Consider the following 20,813-nt stretch of genomic DNA (forward strand, 5'->3'; position numbering starts at 1 on the left):
GATCGACCAGGCTTACGGCGACCGCAACCTCGTCTGCGCCTGCCCGCCCATCGAGGCCTTCGCCTGATCCGCCCGCACGCGCTCGTCCGCAACCGAGGGTGAGAGAGCAGGAACGGAGCCTCGAGCCCGTCCTCTCATCTCCCACCCTCGGTTGCGGACACCGTCGGTCCCGCACAGGCGCGGAGTGGGGCGCAGTCCTCCCGATCCGGGGGGAACGGCGCACGGCGACTCCGATGCACGAGGGAGCCCGACCGTGTGGAACGCGTGGTGGAGGTGCCGGCAGGGCTCGACGGAGTCGCGACGAGCGAGCAGCTCCACCGTGCAGGTGTCACGCCGCGGCAGTGGAGAGCCGCGGCGCGGTCCTGCGGCTCCTCGGATGCGATCGGTCCGTCGTCACGGCCGCGGAGCCGGCGGCGCGAACAGCTCGGGCCAGAGGGCGACGGCCAGCGGGTAGCCGACGAACGAGACGATGTCGATGATCGAGTGGGCGATCACCAGGGGCAGGGTGCGTCCGAAGCGCTGGTAGAACAGTCCGAACACCAGGCCCATGACCACGTTCCCGATGAAGGGCCCGATGCCCTGGTACAGGTGGTAGCTGCCCCGGAGCAGCGCACTGGTCACCAGGATCCGCCACCGCCCCCAGCCCAGATCGCCCAGGCGGGCGAAGAGGTACCCGATCACGACGACCTCCTCCTGCACTCCCGCCCGGATCGCGGAGAGCACGAGCACCGGCACCGTCCACCAGTACGCGTCCAGCGGCGAGGCCACCACCGCCACGGTGATGCCCAGCGCGCGTCCGACGGCGTACAGCGCGATGCCCGGCGCGCCGATCGCCACCGCGAGGACGGTCCCGGTCCCCAGGTCCGCGAACGGCCGGCGCAGGTCGAGCCCCAGGCGCCCGAGCGGACGGCCCGAGCTCTGCCAGAGCAGGAACGCGCAGAGGGCCACCGGCACCAGGTCGAAGAAGAGCGCGAGCAGCTGGTAGACGAGGTCGAAGCCCGGGCGGTCGCTGAGGGCGCCGTTGATCGTCGCGGTCTGGTCGGCCAGTGCGGTCGAGCGGGTGAGCCGGTTGGCGATGGAGACCACCGAGTAGACCGCGGAGGCGCCCAGCGAGAGCCCGAGGACCAGCAGGATCTCGATGCGGATCCGGCGCCGTCCGGGCGCGGATCCTGACAGGTCGGTGGACACTCCGTGCGTCTCCTCTGAAGTCGATGTGTTGCGCGACGGCCGCCCGGTACGCACGTTTCGTGCAGAACAGCGCAAGGATTCCACCTCCCGGTTACCGCTGTGTAACGGTTGCCACATGCTTTTGTGCAGATAGCGGGCGAATACATAGTCTCGTTGAAGGCATCCGCGCGACGGCCACCAGTCTCGTGCGCCGCCGCCGTCGCCACGCGCACGGCACTCCACGCGTCAGGGAAACCACTTCTCGCGCGCCCCCACATCACTGGAGGAATAGTGAACATCAGACGTTACGGATTCGGGGCTCTGGCGCTCGTCGCCGCGAGCACGCTGGTCCTGGCCGGCTGCAGCAGCTCGAACGACTCGGGCGGAGGTGCATCGGGAGGCGACGCCGCCGCGATCATCTCCACGAACGGCTCCGAGCCGCAGAACCCGCTGATCCCGACGAACACCAACGAGGTGGGCGGCGGCAAGATCCTCGACGAGATCTTCGCGGGCCTGGTCTACTACGACGCCAAGGGCGCCCCCGAGAACGACGTCGCCGAGTCCATCGAGTCGGACGACGCGCAGAACTACACGATCACAATCAAGTCGGGCCTGACCTTCACGAACGGCGACCCGGTCACCTCCACCTCGTTCATCGACGCCTGGAACTACGGCGCCAAGCTGTCGAACAACCAGCTCAGCGCGTCGTTCTTCTCGAACTTCGAGGGCTTCAGCGACACCGAGGACAGCGAGCTCACCGGCCTCAAGGCCGTGGACGACACCACCTTCACCGTCGCTCTCAAGTCCCCGCAGTCGGACTTCCCGATCAGCCTCGGTTACTCGGCGTACTACCCGCTGCCCGCCGCCGCGTTCGACGACATGGCCGCCTTCGGTGAGAACCCGATCGGCAACGGCCCGTACAAGCTCGACGGCGACGACGCGTGGCAGCACGACGTCCAGATCGAGCTCGTCAAGAACGACGAGTACACCGGCCCCCGCGAGGCCCAGAACGGCGGCCTGAAGATCGTCTTCTACGCCACCCAGGACGCCTCCTACGCCGACCTCCTCGGCGGCAACGTCGACGTGATCGACCAGATCCCGGACTCCGCCTTCGGCACCTTCGAGAGCGACCTCGGCGACCGCGCCGTGAACCAGCCCTCGGCCGTGTTCCAGTCCTTCACCATCCCGGGCCGTCTCCCGCACTTCGACGGCGAGGAGGGCCAGCTCCGCCGCCAGGCGATCTCGATGTCCTTCGACCGCAAGGAGATCACCGACGTGATCTTCGAGGGCACCCGCACCCCGGCCTCCGACTTCACCTCCCCGGTGATCGACGGCTATAGCGACGCCCTCTCCGGCGCCGACGTGCTCGAGTACAACCCCGACGAGGCCAAGGCGCTGTGGGCTCAGGCCGACGCGATCAGCCCCTGGGACGGCACCTTCAAGATCGCCTACAACGCCGACGGCGGCCACCAGGGCTGGGTCGACGCGGTGACCAACTCGATCAAGAACACGCTGGGCATCGACGCCGAGGGCGACGCGTACCCGACCTTCGCCGAGGCGCGCACCAAGATCGTCGACCGCTCGATCGAGACCGCGTTCCGGACCGGATGGCAGGCCGACTACCCGAGCCTCTACAACTTCCTCGGACCGCTCTACGTGACCGGCGCCTCGTCCAACGACGGCGACTACTCGAACCCCGAGTTCGACACCCTGCTCCAGCAGGGCCTGTCGGACGCCGACGCCGACGCTGCGAACAAGACGTTCCAGCAGGCCCAGGAGATCCTCCTGAAGGACCTCCCGTCGCTGCCCCTGTGGTACGCGAACGTGACCGGCGGCTACGGCGAGGGCGTGTCGAACGTCGAGTTCGGCTGGAACTCGGTGCCGCTCTACTACGAGATCACCAAGAACTAAGCTCGAACCACTGGGGCGCTTCGCCCGTGCCGTCGGCCACCAGGTCACGGCACGGGCGGAGCGCCCTGTTTCGGTCACAATCGAATGAGGTCCCCATCCATGCGACTCCGGAACCGGCTGGGCTGACATGCTCGCCTACATCGTCCGACGCATCCTGCAAGCCGTCCCCGTGCTCATCGGCACCACGTTCCTCATCTACTTCATGGTCTTCTCCATGCCGGGGAACCCGCTCCTGTCGCTCTTCGGCGACAAGACGCCGAGCCCCGCACTCCTCGCCCGCCTCGAGGAGCAGTACCACCTGAACGAGCCCTTCTTCGTCCAGTACCTGTACTACCTGGGAGGCGTCGTCCGCGGCGACTTCGGCATCTCGTTCTCCGGCCAGTCCGTCAACGAGATCCTCGCCCGCACCTTCCCGGTCACCCTGACGCTCGCCATGATGGCGATCGTCATCGAGATCGTCGTCGCGCTGACCATCGGCCTCATCAGCGGTCTGCGCAAGGGCAGCTTCTTCGACGCGAGCGCCCTGGTCGTCAGCCTCCTGCTCGTGTCGGTGCCGATCTTCGTGCTCTGCTTCATCGCGCAGTCCTTCTTCGCGATCCAGCTGGGATGGTTCCCTCCGACCGTCGGAGCCGACGCGTCGTTCCAGAGGCTGCTGCTGCCCGCGATCGTGCTCGCCCTGTTCGTGGTCGCGTCGGCCATCCGCCTCACGCGCGGCTCGGTCATCGAGACGGCCGGCTCGGACTTCGTCCGCACCGCGTACAGCAAGGGGCTCTCGCGACGCCGCGTCATCCCCGTGCACGTCCTGCGCAACTCGCTCATCCCGGTCACGACGCAGTTCGGAGCCGACTTCGGCCTCCTGATCGTCGGCGCGACCGTGACCGAGGGCATCTTCAACGTTCCCGGAGTCGGGAACACGCTCTATCAGGCGATCATCCGAGGTGAGCGGCCGACCGTCGTCTCCTTCGTCACGGTCATGGTGCTGTTCTACCTCGTGGTGAACATCCTCGTCGACCTGCTCTACGCCGTACTCGACCCGAGGATCCGCTATGCCAAATGAGTCCACCGGCGGCGCGCAGAAGGCCCGCCGCATCGACCACTTCGTGGCCCCGCTCGAGGAGACGCCGATCGCGTCGGTCGACGCCGTCAGCCTCGACGAGAAGCCCAGCAACCTCTGGACCGACGCGTGGCGCGACCTGCGCAAGCGGCCCATGTTCTGGATCTCGGGCGTCCTGATCCTCGTCATCATCGCCGTCGCGCTGTTCCCGGGCCTGTTCACCTCGGTGGACCCCCGCCAGTGCGCGCTCTCGTTCAGCAACCAGGGCCCCGGCGACGGCAGCCTGCTCGGCTACACCAAGCAGGGGTGCGACGTCTTCTCGCGGATCATCCACGGCACGTCCACGTCGCTGACCGTCGGCCTCATCGTGATCGTGATCACGACGGTCTCCGGCGTCATCGGCGGCGCTCTGGCCGGCTTCTTCGGCGGCTGGGTCGACACCGTGATCATGCGCCTCGGCGACATCTTCTTCTCGATCCCCTACATCCTCGCCGCGGTCGTCATCATGTCCGTCTTCTCGGCCTACCGGAACGTGTTCGTCATCGCCCTGGCGATCGGCGCGTTCGCCTGGCCGACGACGGCGCGCGTCCTGCGCTCCGAGGTCCTCCGCGTGAAGCAGGCCGACTTCGTCGGCGCCGCCACCGCGACCGGCCTCTCCCGCATGGCGATCCTGTTCCGGCACGTGCTGCCGAACTCGATCGCTCCCGTCATCGTCGTCACGACGATCTCGCTCGGCGCGGCCATCACCGCGGAGGCGACGCTGTCGTTCCTCGGCGTCGGCCTGCCCGGCTCGGTCATGTCGTGGGGCAACGACATCAGCCAGGCCCAGCGCGATCTGCGCACCAACCCGCAGACGCTGATCTACCCGTCGATCGCCCTGACGGTCACGGTGCTGAGCTTCATCCTCCTCGGCGAATCGCTCCGCGACGCGCTCGACCCGAAGGCGAGGGCCCTCCGATGACCGCCACGACACCGAACGCACCGCACGGGCCGCTGCTCGAGGTCACCGACCTCGAGGTCGGCTTCCAGACCGGCAGCGGACTGGTCCCCGCCCTCCGCGGCGTGAGCCTCACGATCGAGCACGGCCAGACCGTCGCGATCGTGGGGGAGTCGGGCTCCGGCAAGTCGACGACCGCCGCCGCGATCATCGGCCTGCTCCCCGGCACCGGCCAGGTCACCGCCGGCTCCGTGCTGTTCGACGGCAAGGACCTCGCGAAGGCGACGAGGACCGAGCTCGAGGACATCCGCGGCCGCCGGATCGGCTACGTCCCGCAGGACCCGATGTCGAACCTGAACCCCGTGTGGTCGGTCGGCTTCCAGGTCGAGGAGACCATCAAGGCCAACGGCCTCGCGACCGGTCGCAAGGAGGTGCGCGCCAAGGCGATCGAGGTCCTGCAGAACGCGGGCCTCGCCGACGCGGAGAAGCGCCTCAAGCAGTTCCCGCACCAGTTCTCGGGCGGCATGCGCCAGCGCGTGCTGATCGGCATCGGCCTGGCCGCGGCTCCCCAGCTGCTGATCGCCGACGAGCCCACCTCGGCGCTCGACGTCACGGTCCAGCGCCGGATCCTCGACCACCTCGAGACTCTGACGAAGACCGACGGCACCGCGCTGCTCTTCATCACGCACGACCTGGGCCTCGCCGCCGAGCGCGCCGAGAAGCTCATCGTCATGTACAAGGGCCGCATCGTCGAGTCCGGCGCCTCGGTGGAGGTGCTGCAGAACCCGCAGCACCCCTACACGCAGCGCCTGATCGCGGCGGCGCCCAGCCTCGCGTCGCGCCGCATCCAGTCGACGGCCGGTCGGGCCGTGGAGTCGGTCCCCGGCGAGTCGGAGGCCGTGCGCGAGGTCGACCTGGTCGGCGCGGGCGCCGCGCACCACGCCGGCGCGGTCGCCTCGGGCGCCCCGATGATCGAGGTCGACGGCCTCACGAAGGTCTTCAAGATCCGCCGCGGCGGCCTGAAGGCCGAGGACTTCACCGCCGTCGACAACGTGTCGTTCTCGATCCCGAAGGGCACCACCACGGCGCTCGTGGGCGAGTCCGGATCGGGCAAGTCGACGATCGCCCGCCTGGTGCTGGGCCTCGAGACGGCGACGTCCGGAGCGATCTCGATCGCCGGTCGCCGGACAGAGAAGCTCAAGGGCCGCGACATGCTGGCGCTCCGGCGCTCCATGCAGCCGGTGTTCCAGGACCCGTACGGCTCGCTCGACCCGCTGCACAACATCGGCAACACCATCTCGGAGCCGCTGCGGGTGCACAAGGTCGGCGACCGGACGTCGCAGCGCGAGCGCGTCCTCGAGCTGCTCGACCAGGTGTCCCTCCCGCGCGTGATCGCGAGCCGCTACCCGAACGAGCTCTCCGGCGGCCAGCGCCAGCGCGTGGCGATCGCCCGCGCACTCGCGCTGAAGCCGGAGATCGTGGTGCTCGACGAGGCCGTGTCGGCTCTGGACGTCCTCGTCCAGGCGCAGATCCTCCGCCTCCTCGCCGACCTGCAGGCCGAGCTCGGGCTGACCTACCTGTTCATCACGCACGACCTGGCGGTGGTCCGCGTGATCGCCGACGACGTCTGCGTGATGCAGAAGGGCAGGATCGTCGAGCACGCCCCGACGGACACCGTGTTCGACTCGCCGCAGCAGGAGTACACCCGCGAGCTGCTCGACGCCATCCCCGGCGCCGGCATCGAGTTCGCGGTCTGACCGACCGTCACCAGGGCCCCGGCCCCGCCTGGAGCGCTCCTCGGAGCCCTCCGGAGCGGGGATCCGGGGCCCTTCGCCGTGCGGACGCCTCGCTGCGGTACGATGGATGGTCCCCCTTTTGCACGAGAACACGAGACGAGTCCGTATCCATGGCAAGTGCCACCCGCTCCGACCTGCGCAACGTCGCGATCGTCGCCCACGTCGACCATGGCAAGACCACGCTGGTCGACGCCATGCTCAAGCAGACGAACTCCTTCGACGCGCACGCCCACGTGGACGAGCGCGCGATGGACTCCAACGAGCTCGAGCGCGAGAAGGGCATCACGATCCTCGCGAAGAACACCGCTGTCTCGTACAGCGGCAAGCACGCGAGCGACGGTCCCATCACCATCAACGTCATCGACACCCCGGGCCACGCCGACTTCGGCGGCGAGGTCGAGCGCGGCCTGTCGATGGTCGACGGCGTCTGCCTCCTCGTCGACGCGTCCGAGGGCCCGCTGCCCCAGACCCGCTTCGTGCTGCGCAAGGCGCTCGAGGCGAAGCTCCCCGTCATCCTCCTGGTCAACAAGACCGACCGCCCCGACGCGCGCATCGACGAGGTCGTCGCCGAGAGCCAGGACCTGCTCCTCGGCCTCGCCTCCGACATGGCCGACGACGTGCCGGACCTCGACCTCGACGCGATCCTCGACGTCCCCGTGGTCTACGCCTCCGGCAAGGCCGGCCGCGCCTCGGCGAACAAGCCCGAGGACGGCACGCTGCCGGACGCCGAGGACCTGGAGCCGCTGTTCGAGGCGATCCTCAAGCACATCCCCGCGCCGACCTACGACGACGACGCGCCCCTCCAGGCCCACGTCACCAACCTCGACGCGTCGCCGTTCCTCGGCCGCCTCGCCCTCCTCCGCGTCTTCAACGGCACGATCAAGAAGGGGCAGACGGTCGCCTGGGTCCACCACGACGGCACCCACACCAACGCGCGCATCACCGAGCTGCTGATCACCAGGGCGCTCGACCGCTACCCGGCCGAGTCCGCGGGCCCCGGCGACATCGTCGCGATCGCGGGCTTCCCCGAGATCACCATCGGCGAGACCATCGCCGACCCCGAGGACATCCGCCCGCTGCCGGCCATCACGGTCGACGACCCGGCGATCTCGATGACGATCGGCACCAACACCTCGCCGCTCGTCGGCAAGGTCAAGGGCCACAAGCTCACGGCGCGCATGGTCAAGGACCGCCTCGACCGCGAGCTCATCGGAAACGTGTCGCTCAAGATCGTCGACATCGGACGTCCCGACTCGTGGGAGGTCCAGGGCCGCGGCGAGCTCGCGCTGGCCATCCTCGTCGAGCAGATGCGCCGCGAGGGCTACGAGCTGACCGTCGGCAAGCCCCAGGTGGTCACCCGCCAGGTCGACGGCAAGACGCACGAGCCCTTCGAGCACCTGACGATCGACGCTCCGGAGGAGTACCTCGGCGCGATCACGCAGCTCCTCGCCGCCCGCAAGGGCCGCATGGACGGCATGTCGAACCACGGCACCGGCTGGGTCCGCATGGAGTTCATCGTCCCGTCGCGCGGCCTGATCGGCTTCCGCACCGAGTTCCTCACCACCACGCGCGGCACCGGTATCGCGAACGCGATCCTGCACGGCTACGAGCCGTGGGCCGGCGCGATCGTCACCCGCAACAACGGGTCGATCGTCGCGGACCGCAACGGCGTCGTCACCCCGTTCGCCATCATCGCGCTCCAGGAGCGGATGACCTTCTTCGTGAACCCCACCGAGGAGGTCTACGAGGGCATGGTGATCGGCGAGAACTCGCGCAACGACGACATGGACGTCAACATCACCAAGGAGAAGAAGCTGACCAACATGCGTCAGTCCACCTCCGACACCTTCGAGTCGATGACGCCGTCGCGTCAGCTGACGCTCGAGGAGTGCCTCGAGTTCGCCCGCGAGGACGAGTGCGTCGAGGTCACCCCCGAGGTCGTCCGCATCCGCAAGGTGGAGCTCGATGCTAACGCCCGCGCGCGCATGACGAGCCGCCTCAAGAAGCAGGGCTGAGCCCCGGGCGCCTCGGCGCCCGCCTACGACGAGACCGGCCGGAGCGATGCTCCGGCCGGTCTCGTCGTCTCCGCCCGGTGCTGCAGCGTGCAGCGCCGATCCCGTCCCTCGCGGTCCGGATCAGCCCGCCGGACTCGGAGAGGGAGAGGGGGTCGAGGACTCCGCCTCGAGCGTCGAGGTGACGAAGGAGACGAACGCCGCCGCGTCGTCCGGCTTCCCCGTGTACTGCTCGCCGTTCACCAGCACGGTGGGCGTCGACTCGAGCGTCGGCAGCGAGGAGTTCGCGAGGGGGAGCGAGGTGGCCCGCTCGGTCGCGGCCTTCACCCAGGGCCGGAACTCGCCCGCGGTCATGCAGGCGAGGACGTCGTCGTCGGTGACGCCCGCTCCGGTCACCAGCGCCCGCAGAGCGTCGTCGTCGAGGCCCGTCGTCCCCTCCGCCGGCTGCTGCGCGAAGAGCGCCGCGTTCACGGCGAGGAAGCGGTCCGGATCCTCGTCGGCGACGCACGCCGCGGCGTTCGCGGCCCGGCTGGAGTACTCGGAGCCGGCCGAGGAGGAGTCGAGGATCGCCACCGGGTGGATCTCGAGCGTGATCGCCCCCTTCGTCAACCACGACTGCAGCTGCTCGGCGTTCGCCTTCTCGAACTGCCCGCAGTACGGGCAGAGGTAGTCGACGTAGAGGTCGACGGCGACGACTCCGCCCGCCCGCGTGGCGCTCTCGTCGGTCGGGACGGGGGAGGCTCCCGGAGCGATCGCCGCGGTCGTCGTCGCCGTCACGGCCGAGCCGTCGCCCGCGAGGACGATGCCGTCGCTGAGCATGTTCGCCGGGCCGGCGCTCGCGACCTCCTGCTGCGACCAGACGTTCCAGCAGACCAGGGCCACGACCGCGAGGAGCCCGACGACCGCTCCGCCCTGCCCGAGCAGCCGGTTCCGGCGCCGCCGGCGCCTCTCGGCTTCGCGGCGCTCCCGCGCCTGCGCTCGGGCGAGCTCCTGGCGCTCGCGCTTGGTCAGGCCGCTTCTCGCACTGTTCCCGGACATCGCCGACGACGCTACGGGCGCAGGCTCCGGCGCGCCGTGGAGTGCGCCCGCCGGATCCTGGGACGGAGTGCGGGTCCTCTCAGGGATCAGGCGAAGAGGCCGGAGCCGAGGAAGTCGGTCTCGTCGCGAGCACCGGGCGGCACCGCGAACACGGCCGAGCCGACGTGCTTCACGTACTCGTTCAGCGCGTCCGTCGCGAGGTTCCGCTGCACGGTGACGAACTGCTCCGGGGAGCGCTGGAACGAGAGGAAGAACAGCCCGGCGTTCAGGCGTCCGAGCTCGTCGTTGCCGTCGACGAAGTTGTAGCCGCGCCGCAGGAGCCGCACTCCGTTGTTCACGCTCGGGTGCGCGAGGCGCACGTGCGACTCCTGATCGATCAGCGGGGCACCGGTGGCGCCGGCCGCTGCGAAGTCGGGCTCGGTGGACTCCGTGCCGCCCGAGAGCGGGGCTCCGGACCCCTTGCTGCGGCCGATGACCCGCTCCTGCTCGCCCAGCTGGCTGCGGTCCCACGTCTCGATGATCATCCGGATCTTCCGCGCGACCAGGTAGCTGCCGCCGACCATCCACGCGGGGCCGTCGGAGGAGGGGACCCAGACGTGCTCTTCTACGGCGTCGGCCTCCTCGGACTTCACGTTCGCCGTGCCGTCCTTGAAGCCGAACAGGTTGCGCGGAGTCGCCTGGGCGGTGGACGTCGAGGAGGTGCGGCCGAAGCCGAGCTGCGACCAGCGGAGCGAGGCCCGGCCGAACGCGATCCGGCTCAGGTTGCGGATGGCGTGCACGGCGACCTGCGGATCGTCGGCGCAGGCCTGGATGCAGAGGTCGCCGCCGCCGGCCGACGGGACGAGCGCGTCGCCGCGGAAGCGGGGCAGGGCCTGCAGCTGCGGAGGCCGGCGGTCGGCGAGGCCGAAGCGGTCGGCGCCGGACTCGTCCGTGAAGAGGGTGGGTCCGAAGCCGACCGTGACGGTGAGCGACGCGGCGTCGAGCCCGAGCGCCTCCCCGGTGTCCTCCGGGGGAGCCGTGTCCGGCCCGTCCACCGCGCCGGTCTCGCCGACCTCGAGGCCCTGGGTCATCCGCGAGGCGGCGAGCGTCCAGTCCTTCAGGAGCTCGACGAGGTCCTCGCGCGTGGTGCCCGCGGCGAGGTCGAACGCGGCGAAGTGCAGCCGGTCCTGCGCGGCGGTGGTGATGCCCGCCTGGTTCGCGCCGAAGAACGGCACGGTGCGCGGGGCGGAGGAGGCCGTCGCGCTCGCGGACGACGTGACGGCCACCGTGCCGCCCACTCCGGCGGCCAGCCCGGCCGTCCCCGCCGAGACGAGGCCGAGCAGCCCGCGCCGCGAGAGGCGGCGTGGCTCGTCGGCGGGCTGCTCGGAATCCGTCGGCCGGGCTCCCTCGTGCTGCTCGGCGCCCACTACGCGGCCGGCTCCTCGACGCCCAGCACCGTGTGAGTCAGCTGCGAGAGCGGCTCGGAGAGAGCGTTGACCGCATCCGAGAGCTCCTTCTTCTGCTCCGCGGTGACGGTGGAGTACGCGGCGAAGCCGGAGTCGATCGAGCCGTACTGCGCGAGCAGGGCGTCGAGCTCGGAGAACCGCTGCGTGATCCGTCCGGTGAGGTCGGCGCCCTCGTCGCCGCTGGCGGTCGCGATCGGCTCGACGTTGCCGAACGCCACCTCCGCGCCCTGGACGTTCGCGGCGAAGTCGGTGAGGTCGGTGCTCGACCACCAGTCCTCCTCGCCCGTGATCTTGCCGGCCGCGACCTCGTCGAGCAGGCCGATGGCGCCGTTGGAGATGTCGCCCACCGAGACGGTGAAGCCGGGCGCGTTCACGAGGTCGGCCAGGCTCTGCACGTCGTCGACGAGGCCCTGGCCGAACTGCGCGCGCTGCTCGGGGGTGGAGGGCGCCCAGTCGAGGAGCGCGCTCGTGCCGTCGGAGTTGAGCGCACCCTCCGCGGGGGCCCACAGGTCCTTCTCGATGCGGTGGAAGCCGGTCCAGTCCAGGCCCTCGGCGACGGCGTCGACCTCGCGGTAGTCGATGCGCGGGTCGAGGTCGCCGAACGCCTCCGCGGTCGGCTCGATCCGCTCGTAGAAGACGCGGGTCGACGCGAAGAGGCCGCGCGCCTTCTCGTCGTCGCCGGCCTCGTAGGCCTGCGCGAACTCGGCGACCGCGGGGAGCAGCTCGCCCACCTGCGACTTCACGTACGCCACGTAGTTGGTGACCGCCGCCTCCGTCGCCGCCTTCTCGTCCGCCGACTGCGCGGTGGCCTCACCGGTCACGGTGAACTCGCTCAGCCCGACCGGGGCGCCGACCTGCTGGAACTTGCAGGCGGTGTAGTAGGTGCCCGGCTCGAGCTGAGCGACGTAGGAGACGCTCTGGCCCGGGGTCACGTTCTCCTTCTCGCCCACGATCCGCAGCTTGTCCTCGGCCAGAATCTCGAACTCGTTGACGTCCGAGCCGCCGTTGGTCAGTGAGAACGTCACCGCTCCCGCCTCGGCGGTCGCCGTCGACACCTCGCAGGCGTCGTCCCTGATCGCGACGTCGAGCGCGGCGGAGGAGGAGGACGCGGGGGTGTTCGGCACGCAGCCCGTGAGGATCAGCGCCAGGGCGCCGGCGCCGACGAGGCCGAGGGTGACGCGGGGGAGGGTGGGACGAGCGCGCGAGGACATGCTTCTCCTGGATCGGGGCGAGTGCGCCGGCGGTGCCGGAGCGGGTCAGACGGAGGTGGGAGCGGGAGCGGCGACCGGGGCCGCGCTGCCCCGTCGCGGACCGCGCAGGCGGACCTGGCGGACGAACAGGGCGCCGACGACGACGAGGTAGAGCAGCCAGGCGGCGAACTGCAGAGCGGTCGGCTCGGGCGTGTAGTTGAAGAGGCCGCCGACCACGGCGGTCACGGGCGGCGGGAGGATCGGGCCGAGCGAGAACAGCGGGGTGCCCCAGCCGGGCAGGAGCGACGCCTCCTGCAGGTCGCCGACGCCGTAGGAGAGGACGCCGGCCGCGACGAGGATGAGGAAGCCGCCCGTCCAGGTGAAGAAGCGCCCGAGGTCGATCCGGACGAAGCCCCGGAAGATCAGGTACGCGATGACGACCGAGCTGAGGATGCCCAGCATCGCGCCGACCGTGCCGACCCACGCGCTGGATCCCGACCCCGCAGTGCTCGAGGACACGCTCGCCCAGACGAAGAGCGCCGTCTCGATGCCCTCGCGGCCGACGCTGATGAAGCCGAGGACCACGATGCCGAGGGCCGACCCCGCGACGGCGCCGTCGAGCCGGGACTCGAGGTCGCCCTTCATGCTGCGGGCGTTCGCGCCCATCCAGAAGATCATCCAGGTGACCAGGCCGACCGCGAGGATCGAGAGGCCGCCGCCGATGAGCTCCTGAGCCTGGAACGACAGGGTCGAGGGGCCCCAAGTGAGGATCGCACCGGTGACGAGCGAGATCGCGATCGCGGCGGCGATGCCGGTCCAGAGCCGCGGCAGCACGTCGCGCCGGCCGAGCTTGGTCAGGTAGGCCACGAGGATGCCGACCACGAGGCCGGCTTCGAGGCCTTCGCGGAGGCCGATGAGGTAGTTTGCGAGCACGCGTGTTCTCTTGGTCGATGGTGGACGAGGAGGGGGCGACTCCCGCCCCGAGTCGATCCGGTCGGCGGGGCTCCGTTGTTCGGTAAGCCTTGCCTAACCCGGGTCGACTGTAGTCCGCTGCCCGGTCGCTGTCCAGAAGCGCCCGCAGCGGAGGCCGCGCAGGACGAGAGGCGGAGAGTGGACGCGGGCCGGGACGCAGCAGCGGAGCGGGTGGTGGCGGTGCACGCCCACCCCGACGACGAGACGATCACCATGGGCGGGACCCTGGCGCAGCTGGTGGCGCAGGGCGCCTCCGTCACCGTCGTCACCGCCACGCGGGGCGAGTGCGGCGAGGTCATCCCCGAGGACCTCGCTCCGCTCGAGGGCTCGGCCGAGCTGGCCGCGCATCGGACGACCGAGCTCGTCGTCGCCCTGACGGCCCTCGGCGTCGCCGACCACCGCTTCCTCGGCGAGGCGGGCGCCCGCGCACCCGGCCTCGCTCCGCGCGTCTACCGGGACTCCGGCATGCAGTGGGGACCCGGCCGCGTCCCGGTGCCGCTCGAGCCGGTGCATCCCGCGTCCTTCACCGCCGCGTCCGAGGACGAGGAGGTGGCCGATCTCGTCGCTGTCCTGCGGCAGGTCGACGCGGGCGTCGTGCTGTCGTACGACGCGGGCGGCGGCTACGGCCACCCGGACCACGTCCGCACCGCCCGGGTCGCCGAGCGCGCCGCCGAGCGCCTGGGCCTGCGCTTCCTCGCCGTCCTCCCCGACGCGGCCCCGCCCCTCCCCGGGGACGTCGTGATCGAGCTGTCCGCCGAGGACCACGCCCGCAAGCGCGCGGCCCTCGAGGCGCACGCGACGCAGCTGGTGGTCGAGGGCGACGAGGCCCGGCTCTCGAGCGGTCCGCCGTTCCCCATCGGCCGCATCGAGCGCTTCCGCCCGGTCGCGCAGGCGGGCCGTCCGGCGCCGCTGCCGGAGGAGCGTCCGACGCTCGGATCGCGTGTGCTGTCGGGCGTCGCCGGAGTCCTGGTCGGCGCGGTGGTCGGGGCGATCACGACCGTCGCCCATCAGAGCACCGTGTCGGTCGGCGGTGTCGTCCTCCCGGTCGGCCTCGCCGCCTCCCTCGCCGGCGTGCTGCTGCTCCTGCTCGGGCTGCGCCTCGTGCTCATCGACCGGTTCGTCGCGTTCTGCACCGCGATGGGCCTGCTCGGGATGATCGGGCTGCTCGCCCTGCGCAGCACCGGCGGATCCGTCCTCGTCCCGGCGAACGGCCTCGGCGTGGCCTGGACCTTCCTCCCCGCCCTCATCGCCCTCGTCGTGATCGCGTGGCCGCGGCTGCGGGCGGCCGCTCCCGCCGCCGCCCCGCGGCCCGCGGACGCCGACGCCCCGTCGGCCCCCGTACGATAGAGACACTGTTCGAAGGGACCTGGAGCACCGTGACCTACGTGATCGCACTTCCGTGCGTCGATGTCAAAGACCGCGCCTGCATCGACGAGTGCCCGGTCGACTGCATCTACGAAGGCGAGCGCTCGCTCTACATCCACCCGGACGAGTGCGTGGACTGCGGTGCCTGCGAGCCGGTCTGCCCCGTCGAGGCGATCTACTACGAGGACGACCTCCCCGAGGAGTGGTCCGACTACTACAAGGCCAACGTCGAGTTCTTCGACGAGATCGGCTCCCCGGGCGGAGCCGCCAAGGTCGGCGTGATCGCGAAGGACCACCCGGTCATCGCGGCGCTGCCTCCGCAGAGTCACTGAGGCCGCTCCCATGGCCCTCGGCGCGCTGCCCGACTACCCCTGGGACCTGATGGCGCCCTTCGCCCGCACGGCGGCGGAGCACCCCGGCGGGATCGTCGACCTGTCGATCGGCTCGCCGGTGGACCCGACGCCCGCCCCGATCCGCGACGCGCTCGCCCGCGCGACTGACTCGCACGCGTACCCCACGACCGTGGGCACCCCCGCTCTGCGCGAGGCGATCGCCGCCTGGTACGCGCGGCGGCGCGGAGTCGAGGGCCTCGGGATCGACGAGGTCCTGCCGACTATCGGCTCCAAGGAGCTCGTCGCCTGGCTGCCCTTCCTCCTCGGACTCGGGGAGGGGGACGTGGTCGTGCATCCGCGCGCCGCCTACCCGACGTACGCGATGGGCGCGGCGATCGCCGGCGCCGAGGCGCTCGCCTCCGACGACCCCGCCGAGTGGCCTGTGACGACCCGCCTGGTCTGGCTCAACTCTCCCGGCAACCCCGATGGCGCCGTGCTCGACGTGCCCGCCCTGCAGCGCGCCGTCGCGCGTGCCCGTGAGCTGGGCGCTGTGATCGCGGGGGACGAGTGCTACGCCGAGCTCGGCTGGGACGGCCGCTGGGCCGACGAGCCGATCCCGAGCGTCCTCGACCCGCGCGTGGTGGGGGAGGACCGCACCGGGGTCCTCGGCGTCTACTCGCTGAGCAAGCAGTCGAACCTCGCCGGCTACCGCGCCGCCTTCGTCGCCGGGGACGCGGCCCTGATCGCGCGCCTGGTGACCGTCCGCAAGCACGCGGGCATGATCGTGCCCGGTCCGCTGCAGGAGGCGATGATCGTCGCCCTCGCCGACGACGAGCACGTCGCCGCGCAGAAGGAGCGCTACCGCTCCCGCCGCGACCGCCTCCGGCCCGCCCTCGAGTCCGCGGGCTTCCGGATCGACCGCAGCGAGGCCGGCCTCTACCTGTGGGCGACCGAGGGCCGCCCGGCCTGGGAGTCCATCGACCGGCTCGCCCGCCTCGGCGTCCTCGCGGGCCCCGGCGTCTTCTACGGGGAGGGCTTCCCCGAGCACGTGCGCCTCTCGCTGACGGCCTCCGACGAGCGGATCGACGCGGCCGTCGAGCGCCTGTTCGGCGGCCTCTGAGGCGCTCGACCCGGCCGATCCTGGGGGGTTCCGACAAGGCCCCGGCCCCAGCGCTGGGCGATGTCACAGTGCCCCCGCTTTGCCCATAGGCTGTATGTGGTTCGGTCGACGGCGCCTCGCGAGGCCCCGGCTGCACCACGATCCAGACCCGGCGCCGCCCGCTCCGCGCGAGCGCTTCCGGGGTGCGACCGCGACGACCTGGGAGGCGTTGTGACCGAATCCGGCACGCAGAGCGACGGAACCGCGACGGTGGGCTCCACGGAGCCCGCGACCGGGAGCGCCACGACGCCGCCTCCCGCGCCGGCGGAGCAGGAGCTCCCCGAGAAGGTCACGCTCACCTTCGGCGACCGCACCGCGGACTTCCCGGTCCTGCGCAGCGTCGACGGCTCCTCGAGCATCGACTTCTCGACCCTGTCGAAGCAGACCGGCTTCATGTCGCTCGACTACGGCTTCGTGAACACGGCGGCGACCAAGTCGCAGATCACCTACATCGACGGCGACCAGGGGATCCTCCGCTACCGCGGCTACCCGATCGAGGAGGTGGCCACCAACGCGACCTACCTCGAGGTGGCCTGGCTCCTCATCTACGGCGAGCTGCCGACGGCCGACGAGCTCGCGGGCTTCGACGAGCGCATCCGCCGCCACACGCTCCTCCACGAGGACCTCAAGCGCTTCTTCGACGCGCTCCCGCACAGCGCGCACCCCATGTCGGTGCTCTCGGCCGGGGTCTCGGCCCTGTCGACGTACTACGAGGACAGCTCCAACCCTAAGGATCCGGAGGCGGTGGAGCTCACCACGATCCGCCTCCTGGCGAAGCTGCCCGTGATGGCGGCGTACGCCCACAAGAAGGCGATCGGCCAGGCGTTCCTCTACCCGGACAACTCGCTGAGCTTCGTCGACAACTTCCTTCGCCTCAACTTCGGAACGATGGCCGAGCAGTACCAGGTCGACCCGGTGCTCTCGAAGGCGCTCGACCGCCTCCTGATCCTCCACGAGGACCACGAGCAGAACGCGTCGACGTCGACCGTCCGCCTCGTCGGCTCCACCGAGGCGAACCTCTACGCCTCCGTCTCGGCAGGAATCAACGCCCTGTTCGGCCCTCTGCACGGCGGAGCGAACGAGGCGGTGCTCACCATGCTCGGCCGGATCCGCGAGTCGGGCGAGAGCGTGTCGACGTTCGTCGAGCGGGTGAAGAACAAGGAGGAGGGCGTGCGCCTGATGGGCTTCGGCCACCGGGTGTACAAGAACTACGACCCGCGCGCGAAGCTGGTCAAGGAGAGCGCCTCCGAGGTCCTGCAGGCCCTCGGCGTGAAGGACCCGCTGCTCGACATCGCGATGGAGCTCGAGGCCCTCGCGCTCGAGGACGACTACTTCAAGGAGCGGCGCCTTTACCCGAACGTCGACTTCTACACGGGCGTCATCTACAAGGCGATGGGCTTCCCGACCCGGATGTTCACCGTGCTCTTCGCGATCGGCCGCCTGCCCGGCTGGATCGCCCACTGGCGTGAGATGAACACCGACAAGCAGACCAAGATCGGCCGCCCGCAGCAGCTCTACATGGGCTCGCCCGAGCGCCACTGGCCGAACGACCGCTGACCGGTCCCCGAGAGCCCGTCCCCGCCGGGGGCGGGCTCTCGCCGTGCGGCGCACCCGCCTCTCGTCGGCCGTCCGAGGCTCGAACCGCTTCTTCGAGGCGGGACGCAGAGCGGCGTGGTCGCCGCGGACTCGATCAGCACGGTTCGTCCCGGGGTGCCGCCTGCTGGGCCCGGCGGCGCCGGACGCCCGTCCTCAGGCGTGCAGGGCGGCGTTCAGCTCGATGCCGGCGCCGGTGCGGGGGAGGACCTCGACGGCCCCGGTGAGGGAGTTGCGGCGGAAGAGCAGGTTCGGCACGCCCGAGAGCTGCACGGCCTTCACGGTCTGCGGGGCGCCGTCGGCGCGCGGCGCTCCGCCGACCACGACGACCTTGGTGCCGGCGGTCACGTAGAGGCCGGCCTCGACGACGGTGTCGTCGCCGAGGGAGATGCCGATGCCCGAGTTCGCACCCAGCAGGGCCCGCGCGCCGATCGAGATGCGCTGCACTCCTCCGCCCGAGAGGGTGCCCATGATGGAGGCGCCGCCGCCGATGTCCGAGCCGTCGCCGACCACGACGCCCTGCGAGATGCGCCCCTCGACCATCGAGCTGCCGAGGGTCCCGGCGTTGAAGTTGACGAAGCCCTCGTGCATCACCGTCGTGCCGGGTGCCAGATGCGCCCCGAGGCGGACGCGCGAGGTGTCCGCGATGCGCACCTTCGCCGGGGTGACGTAGTCGGTCAGCCGCGGGAACTTGTCGATGCCGGTGGCCTGGATGCCGTGGCGCCGGAGCGAGGGGCGCAGGCGGGTGAACGACTCCGGCGAGACCGGACCGGCGTTCGTCCACACCACGTTCGGCAGGTGGGCGAAGACGCCGTCGAGGTTCACCTCGTTCGGGCGGACCAGGAGGTGCGAGAGCAGGTGCAGCCGCAGGTAGGCGTCGGACGTGGAGGCGGGCGGCGCCTGCACGTCGATCTGCAGCGTGACCACGTCGATGCGGACCTCGCGGCGCGGATCCTCGCCGGCCTGCTCCTCGAACTCCGCCGGCACGATCCAGGGGTCGCGGCCGGCCGGGATGGTGCCGAGGCGGGGCTCCGGGAACCAGGTGTCGAGGACGGTGCCGTCGTCGGCCACGGTGGCGAGCCCGTATCCCCAGGCGGAGGCGGGCGCGGAGGAGTCTGCGGAGTGCTCGAGGGTCATGCCGATCAGGGTAGCGCGGAGCGTCCGGCCGCTACCCTGGGGCGCATGGCCGATCCGACCACCGCCCCTCCGCTCGATCTGCGCACCGATCCGGTCGCCCTGACGCGGATCCTCTGCGACATCCCGTCCGTCTCGGGCGACGAGCTCGAGATCGCGGACGCGGTGCAGTGGGCGCTCGAGCAGTACGACCACCTCGAGGTCATCCGCGACGGCCACACCGTCGTGGCGCGGACGAACCTCGGCCTCGCCCAGCGCGTCGTGATCGCCGGGCACCTCGACACGGTGCCGGTCAACGGCAACCTGCCCGTCGTCGCCGAGACGATCGACGGCGTCGAGCATCTGGTCGGCCGCGGGACCGTCGACATGAAGGCCGGAGTGGCGGTGCAGCTCGTCCTCGCCGCCGAGCTCTCCGATCCGGCCGTCGACATCACCTGGATGTGGTATGACAACGAGGAGGTCGCAGCGGATCTCAACGGCCTCGGTCGGCTCTCCCGGCACCGCCCCGACCTCTTCTCCGCCGACTTCGCCGTGCTCGGCGAGCCGACGAGCGGAGCAGTGGAGGGCGGCTGCAACGGGACGCTCCGGGTCGACGTGGTCACCCGCGGCGTCCGCGCCCACTCCGCCCGCAGCTGGGTCGGCGAGAACGCGATCCACGCGGCGGCGCCGATCCTCGACCGCCTCGCCGCCTACGTACCGCGCGAGGTCGAGGTCGAGGGCCTCGTGTACCGCGAGGGCGTCAACGCCGTGCGCGTCACCGGCGGGGTCGCGGGCAACGTGATCCCGGACCTCTGCACGGTGCAGGTCAACTACCGCTTCGCCCCCGACCGGTCCGGGGAGGAGGCGCTCGCCCACCTCGAGGAGCTCTTCGAGGGGTTCGAGGTGAGGGTGGACGATCTGGCCGAGGGCGCCCGCCCGGGGCTGGACGCACCTCTGGCCCAGGCCTTCCTCGCGGCCGTCGGAGCCGAGGCGAAGCCCAAGTACGGCTGGACCGACGTCGCGCGGTTCTCCGCCATGGGCATCCCGGCTGTCAACTACGGACCGGGCGACCCGCTCCGGGCCCACGCCGACGACGAGCGCGTGGCGGTGCACGAGATCACCGAGTGCGCCGAGGGCCTCCGCCGCTGGCTGACCGCGTCCTCGTGAGCGCGAGCGCCACGGCCGTCCCCGTCCGACTCCGCCTCCGCCTGCGCCTGGTCCCGTGGTGGGCGCGGGTCCTCCTGGTGTACATCGCGACCCGCGTGGTCACGACGGTGATCCTGCTGCAGTTCGCTGCGCACCAGCTCGCGAACCCGTGGACCGGCCCCTCCCCGTCCTACTCGGCCTTCGCGTCGATGTGGGACGGCCGCTGGTACGAGATCATCGCGGCCACCGGGTACCCCGGCTTCCTGCCGATCACGCAGGACGGCCACGTGGGGGAGAACGCCTGGGCCTTCATGCCGCTCTACCCGGGGGTCGTGAAGGCGCTGATGGCGGTCACCGGCCTCACCTGGGCTCCGGCCGCCGTGACCGTCTCCGTCCTGTGCGGAGCCGGAGCCTGCCTCGTCCTGTACCGCCTCTTCCGGCACTCCCTCGGCGAGTCGCAGTCGCTGACGGCGGTGCTGCTGTTCTGCGTGGCGCCGACCTCGCCGCTGATGCAGCTCGCCTACGCGGAGTCGATGGCGATGCTCCTGACCGCGGTCACGCTCCTCCTCCTGGTGCGGCGCCG

Annotated in this window: 16 protein-coding genes and 1 pseudogene; 11 read left to right on the forward strand and 6 right to left on the reverse strand. The window is 71.0% G+C overall.

The window, feature by feature from the left end; genetic code table 11:
- Positions 1-393: 393 nt before the first annotated feature.
- Positions 394-1,188 (reverse strand): CPBP family intramembrane glutamic endopeptidase, encoded by a 795-nt coding sequence (locus tag C5C82_RS02700; RefSeq protein ID WP_258065360.1) that lies wholly within the window; start codon positions 1,186-1,188, stop codon positions 394-396.
- 270 nt (positions 1,189-1,458) lie between these two features.
- On the opposite strand from C5C82_RS02700, the gene C5C82_RS02705 reads away from it, so the two are divergent.
- The 5 genes from C5C82_RS02705 (at position 1,459) to typA (ending at position 8,880) form a co-directional block, all read left to right on the forward strand.
- On the forward strand, positions 1,459-3,078 hold the full coding sequence (locus C5C82_RS02705) for an ABC transporter substrate-binding protein (protein WP_104266941.1): 1,620 nt from the start codon (positions 1,459-1,461) through the stop codon (positions 3,076-3,078).
- A 127-nt stretch (positions 3,079-3,205) separates the two neighbouring features.
- Positions 3,206-4,135: an ABC transporter permease gene (locus tag C5C82_RS02710; protein WP_104222975.1), complete on the forward strand. Its 930-nt coding sequence runs from the start codon at positions 3,206-3,208 to the stop codon at positions 4,133-4,135.
- Positions 4,125-5,093: an ABC transporter permease gene (locus C5C82_RS02715; protein WP_104222976.1), complete on the forward strand. Its 969-nt coding sequence runs from the start codon at positions 4,125-4,127 to the stop codon at positions 5,091-5,093. Before C5C82_RS02710 ends, C5C82_RS02715 begins: the two co-directional genes overlap by 11 nt.
- Positions 5,090-6,826 carry an ABC transporter ATP-binding protein gene (locus C5C82_RS02720; protein WP_104225543.1) on the forward strand — a complete coding sequence of 579 codons (1,737 nt, stop codon included), beginning with the start codon at positions 5,090-5,092 and terminating at the stop codon, positions 6,824-6,826. Before C5C82_RS02715 ends, C5C82_RS02720 begins: the two co-directional genes overlap by 4 nt.
- Before the next feature lie 149 nt (positions 6,827-6,975).
- Positions 6,976-8,880 carry a translational GTPase TypA gene (gene typA / locus C5C82_RS02725; RefSeq protein WP_104225544.1) on the forward strand — a complete coding sequence of 635 codons (1,905 nt, stop codon included), beginning with the start codon at positions 6,976-6,978 and terminating at the stop codon, positions 8,878-8,880.
- A gap of 120 nt (positions 8,881-9,000) precedes the next feature.
- On the opposite strand, the gene C5C82_RS02730 is transcribed toward typA, so the two are convergent.
- The 4 genes from C5C82_RS02730 to efeU all read right to left on the reverse strand — a co-directional run bounded on the left by C5C82_RS02730 (position 9,001) and on the right by efeU (position 13,483).
- Positions 9,001-9,915: a thioredoxin domain-containing protein gene (locus tag C5C82_RS02730; RefSeq protein ID WP_104249551.1), complete on the reverse strand. Its 915-nt coding sequence runs from the start codon at positions 9,913-9,915 to the stop codon at positions 9,001-9,003.
- Between the two features lie 86 nt (positions 9,916-10,001).
- Positions 10,002-11,321, reverse strand: a complete 1,320-nt coding sequence (gene efeB / locus C5C82_RS02735; RefSeq protein ID WP_104354572.1) for an iron uptake transporter deferrochelatase/peroxidase subunit — start codon at positions 11,319-11,321, stop codon at positions 10,002-10,004.
- Entirely contained in the window at positions 11,321-12,571 is a 1,251-nt protein-coding gene (gene efeO / locus C5C82_RS02740) for an iron uptake system protein EfeO (RefSeq protein ID WP_104347662.1), read from the reverse strand. Before efeO ends, efeB begins: the two co-directional genes overlap by 1 nt.
- Positions 12,572-12,616: 45 nt before the next feature.
- The gene (efeU, locus tag C5C82_RS02745) at positions 12,617-13,483 is read right to left on the reverse strand and encodes an iron uptake transporter permease EfeU (RefSeq protein ID WP_104225548.1); all 867 of its coding nucleotides are present in this window, start codon (positions 13,481-13,483) and stop codon (positions 12,617-12,619) included.
- A gap of 177 nt (positions 13,484-13,660) precedes the next feature.
- Here efeU and C5C82_RS02750 point away from each other — a divergent pair, with 177 nt between their 5' ends.
- The 4 genes from C5C82_RS02750 (at position 13,661) to C5C82_RS02765 (ending at position 17,935) form a co-directional block, all read left to right on the forward strand.
- Complete coding sequence (locus tag C5C82_RS02750) at positions 13,661-14,869, forward strand: PIG-L family deacetylase (RefSeq protein ID WP_146085948.1); 1,209 nt, start codon at positions 13,661-13,663, stop codon at positions 14,867-14,869.
- Between the two features lie 29 nt (positions 14,870-14,898).
- Positions 14,899-15,219: a ferredoxin gene (gene fdxA, locus C5C82_RS02755; protein ID WP_104222984.1), complete on the forward strand. Its 321-nt coding sequence runs from the start codon at positions 14,899-14,901 to the stop codon at positions 15,217-15,219.
- Positions 15,220-15,229: 10 nt separating this feature from the next.
- A complete protein-coding gene (gene dapC, locus C5C82_RS02760) occupies positions 15,230-16,339 on the forward strand; it encodes a succinyldiaminopimelate transaminase (protein ID WP_104294985.1) in 1,110 nt (369 codons plus the stop codon).
- A 210-nt stretch (positions 16,340-16,549) separates the two neighbouring features.
- Positions 16,550-17,935: a citrate synthase gene (locus C5C82_RS02765; protein ID WP_258062828.1), complete on the forward strand. Its 1,386-nt coding sequence runs from the start codon at positions 16,550-16,552 to the stop codon at positions 17,933-17,935.
- A gap of 192 nt (positions 17,936-18,127) precedes the next feature.
- Here the strand turns inward: C5C82_RS02765 and dapD are convergent, their stop codons facing one another.
- On the reverse strand, positions 18,128-19,108 hold the full coding sequence (dapD, locus tag C5C82_RS02770; RefSeq protein WP_104354573.1) for a 2,3,4,5-tetrahydropyridine-2,6-dicarboxylate N-succinyltransferase: 981 nt from the start codon (positions 19,106-19,108) through the stop codon (positions 18,128-18,130).
- Between the two features lie 45 nt (positions 19,109-19,153).
- Between dapD and dapE the strand changes: the two genes are divergently transcribed.
- Both dapE and C5C82_RS02780 read left to right on the forward strand, forming a co-directional pair.
- Positions 19,154-20,251, forward strand: coding sequence for a succinyl-diaminopimelate desuccinylase (dapE, locus tag C5C82_RS02775; RefSeq protein WP_104294987.1), 1,098 nt, complete (start codon positions 19,154-19,156; stop codon positions 20,249-20,251).
- Positions 20,248-20,813 (forward strand): annotated as a pseudogene (locus C5C82_RS02780) (hypothetical protein); the annotation flags it as partial. The gene dapE and the pseudogene C5C82_RS02780, both read left to right, overlap by 4 nt.

It is taken from the genome of Rathayibacter sp. AY1D5, assembly GCF_002932515.1.
In the GTDB taxonomy this organism is placed as follows: domain Bacteria; phylum Actinomycetota; class Actinomycetes; order Actinomycetales; family Microbacteriaceae; genus Rathayibacter.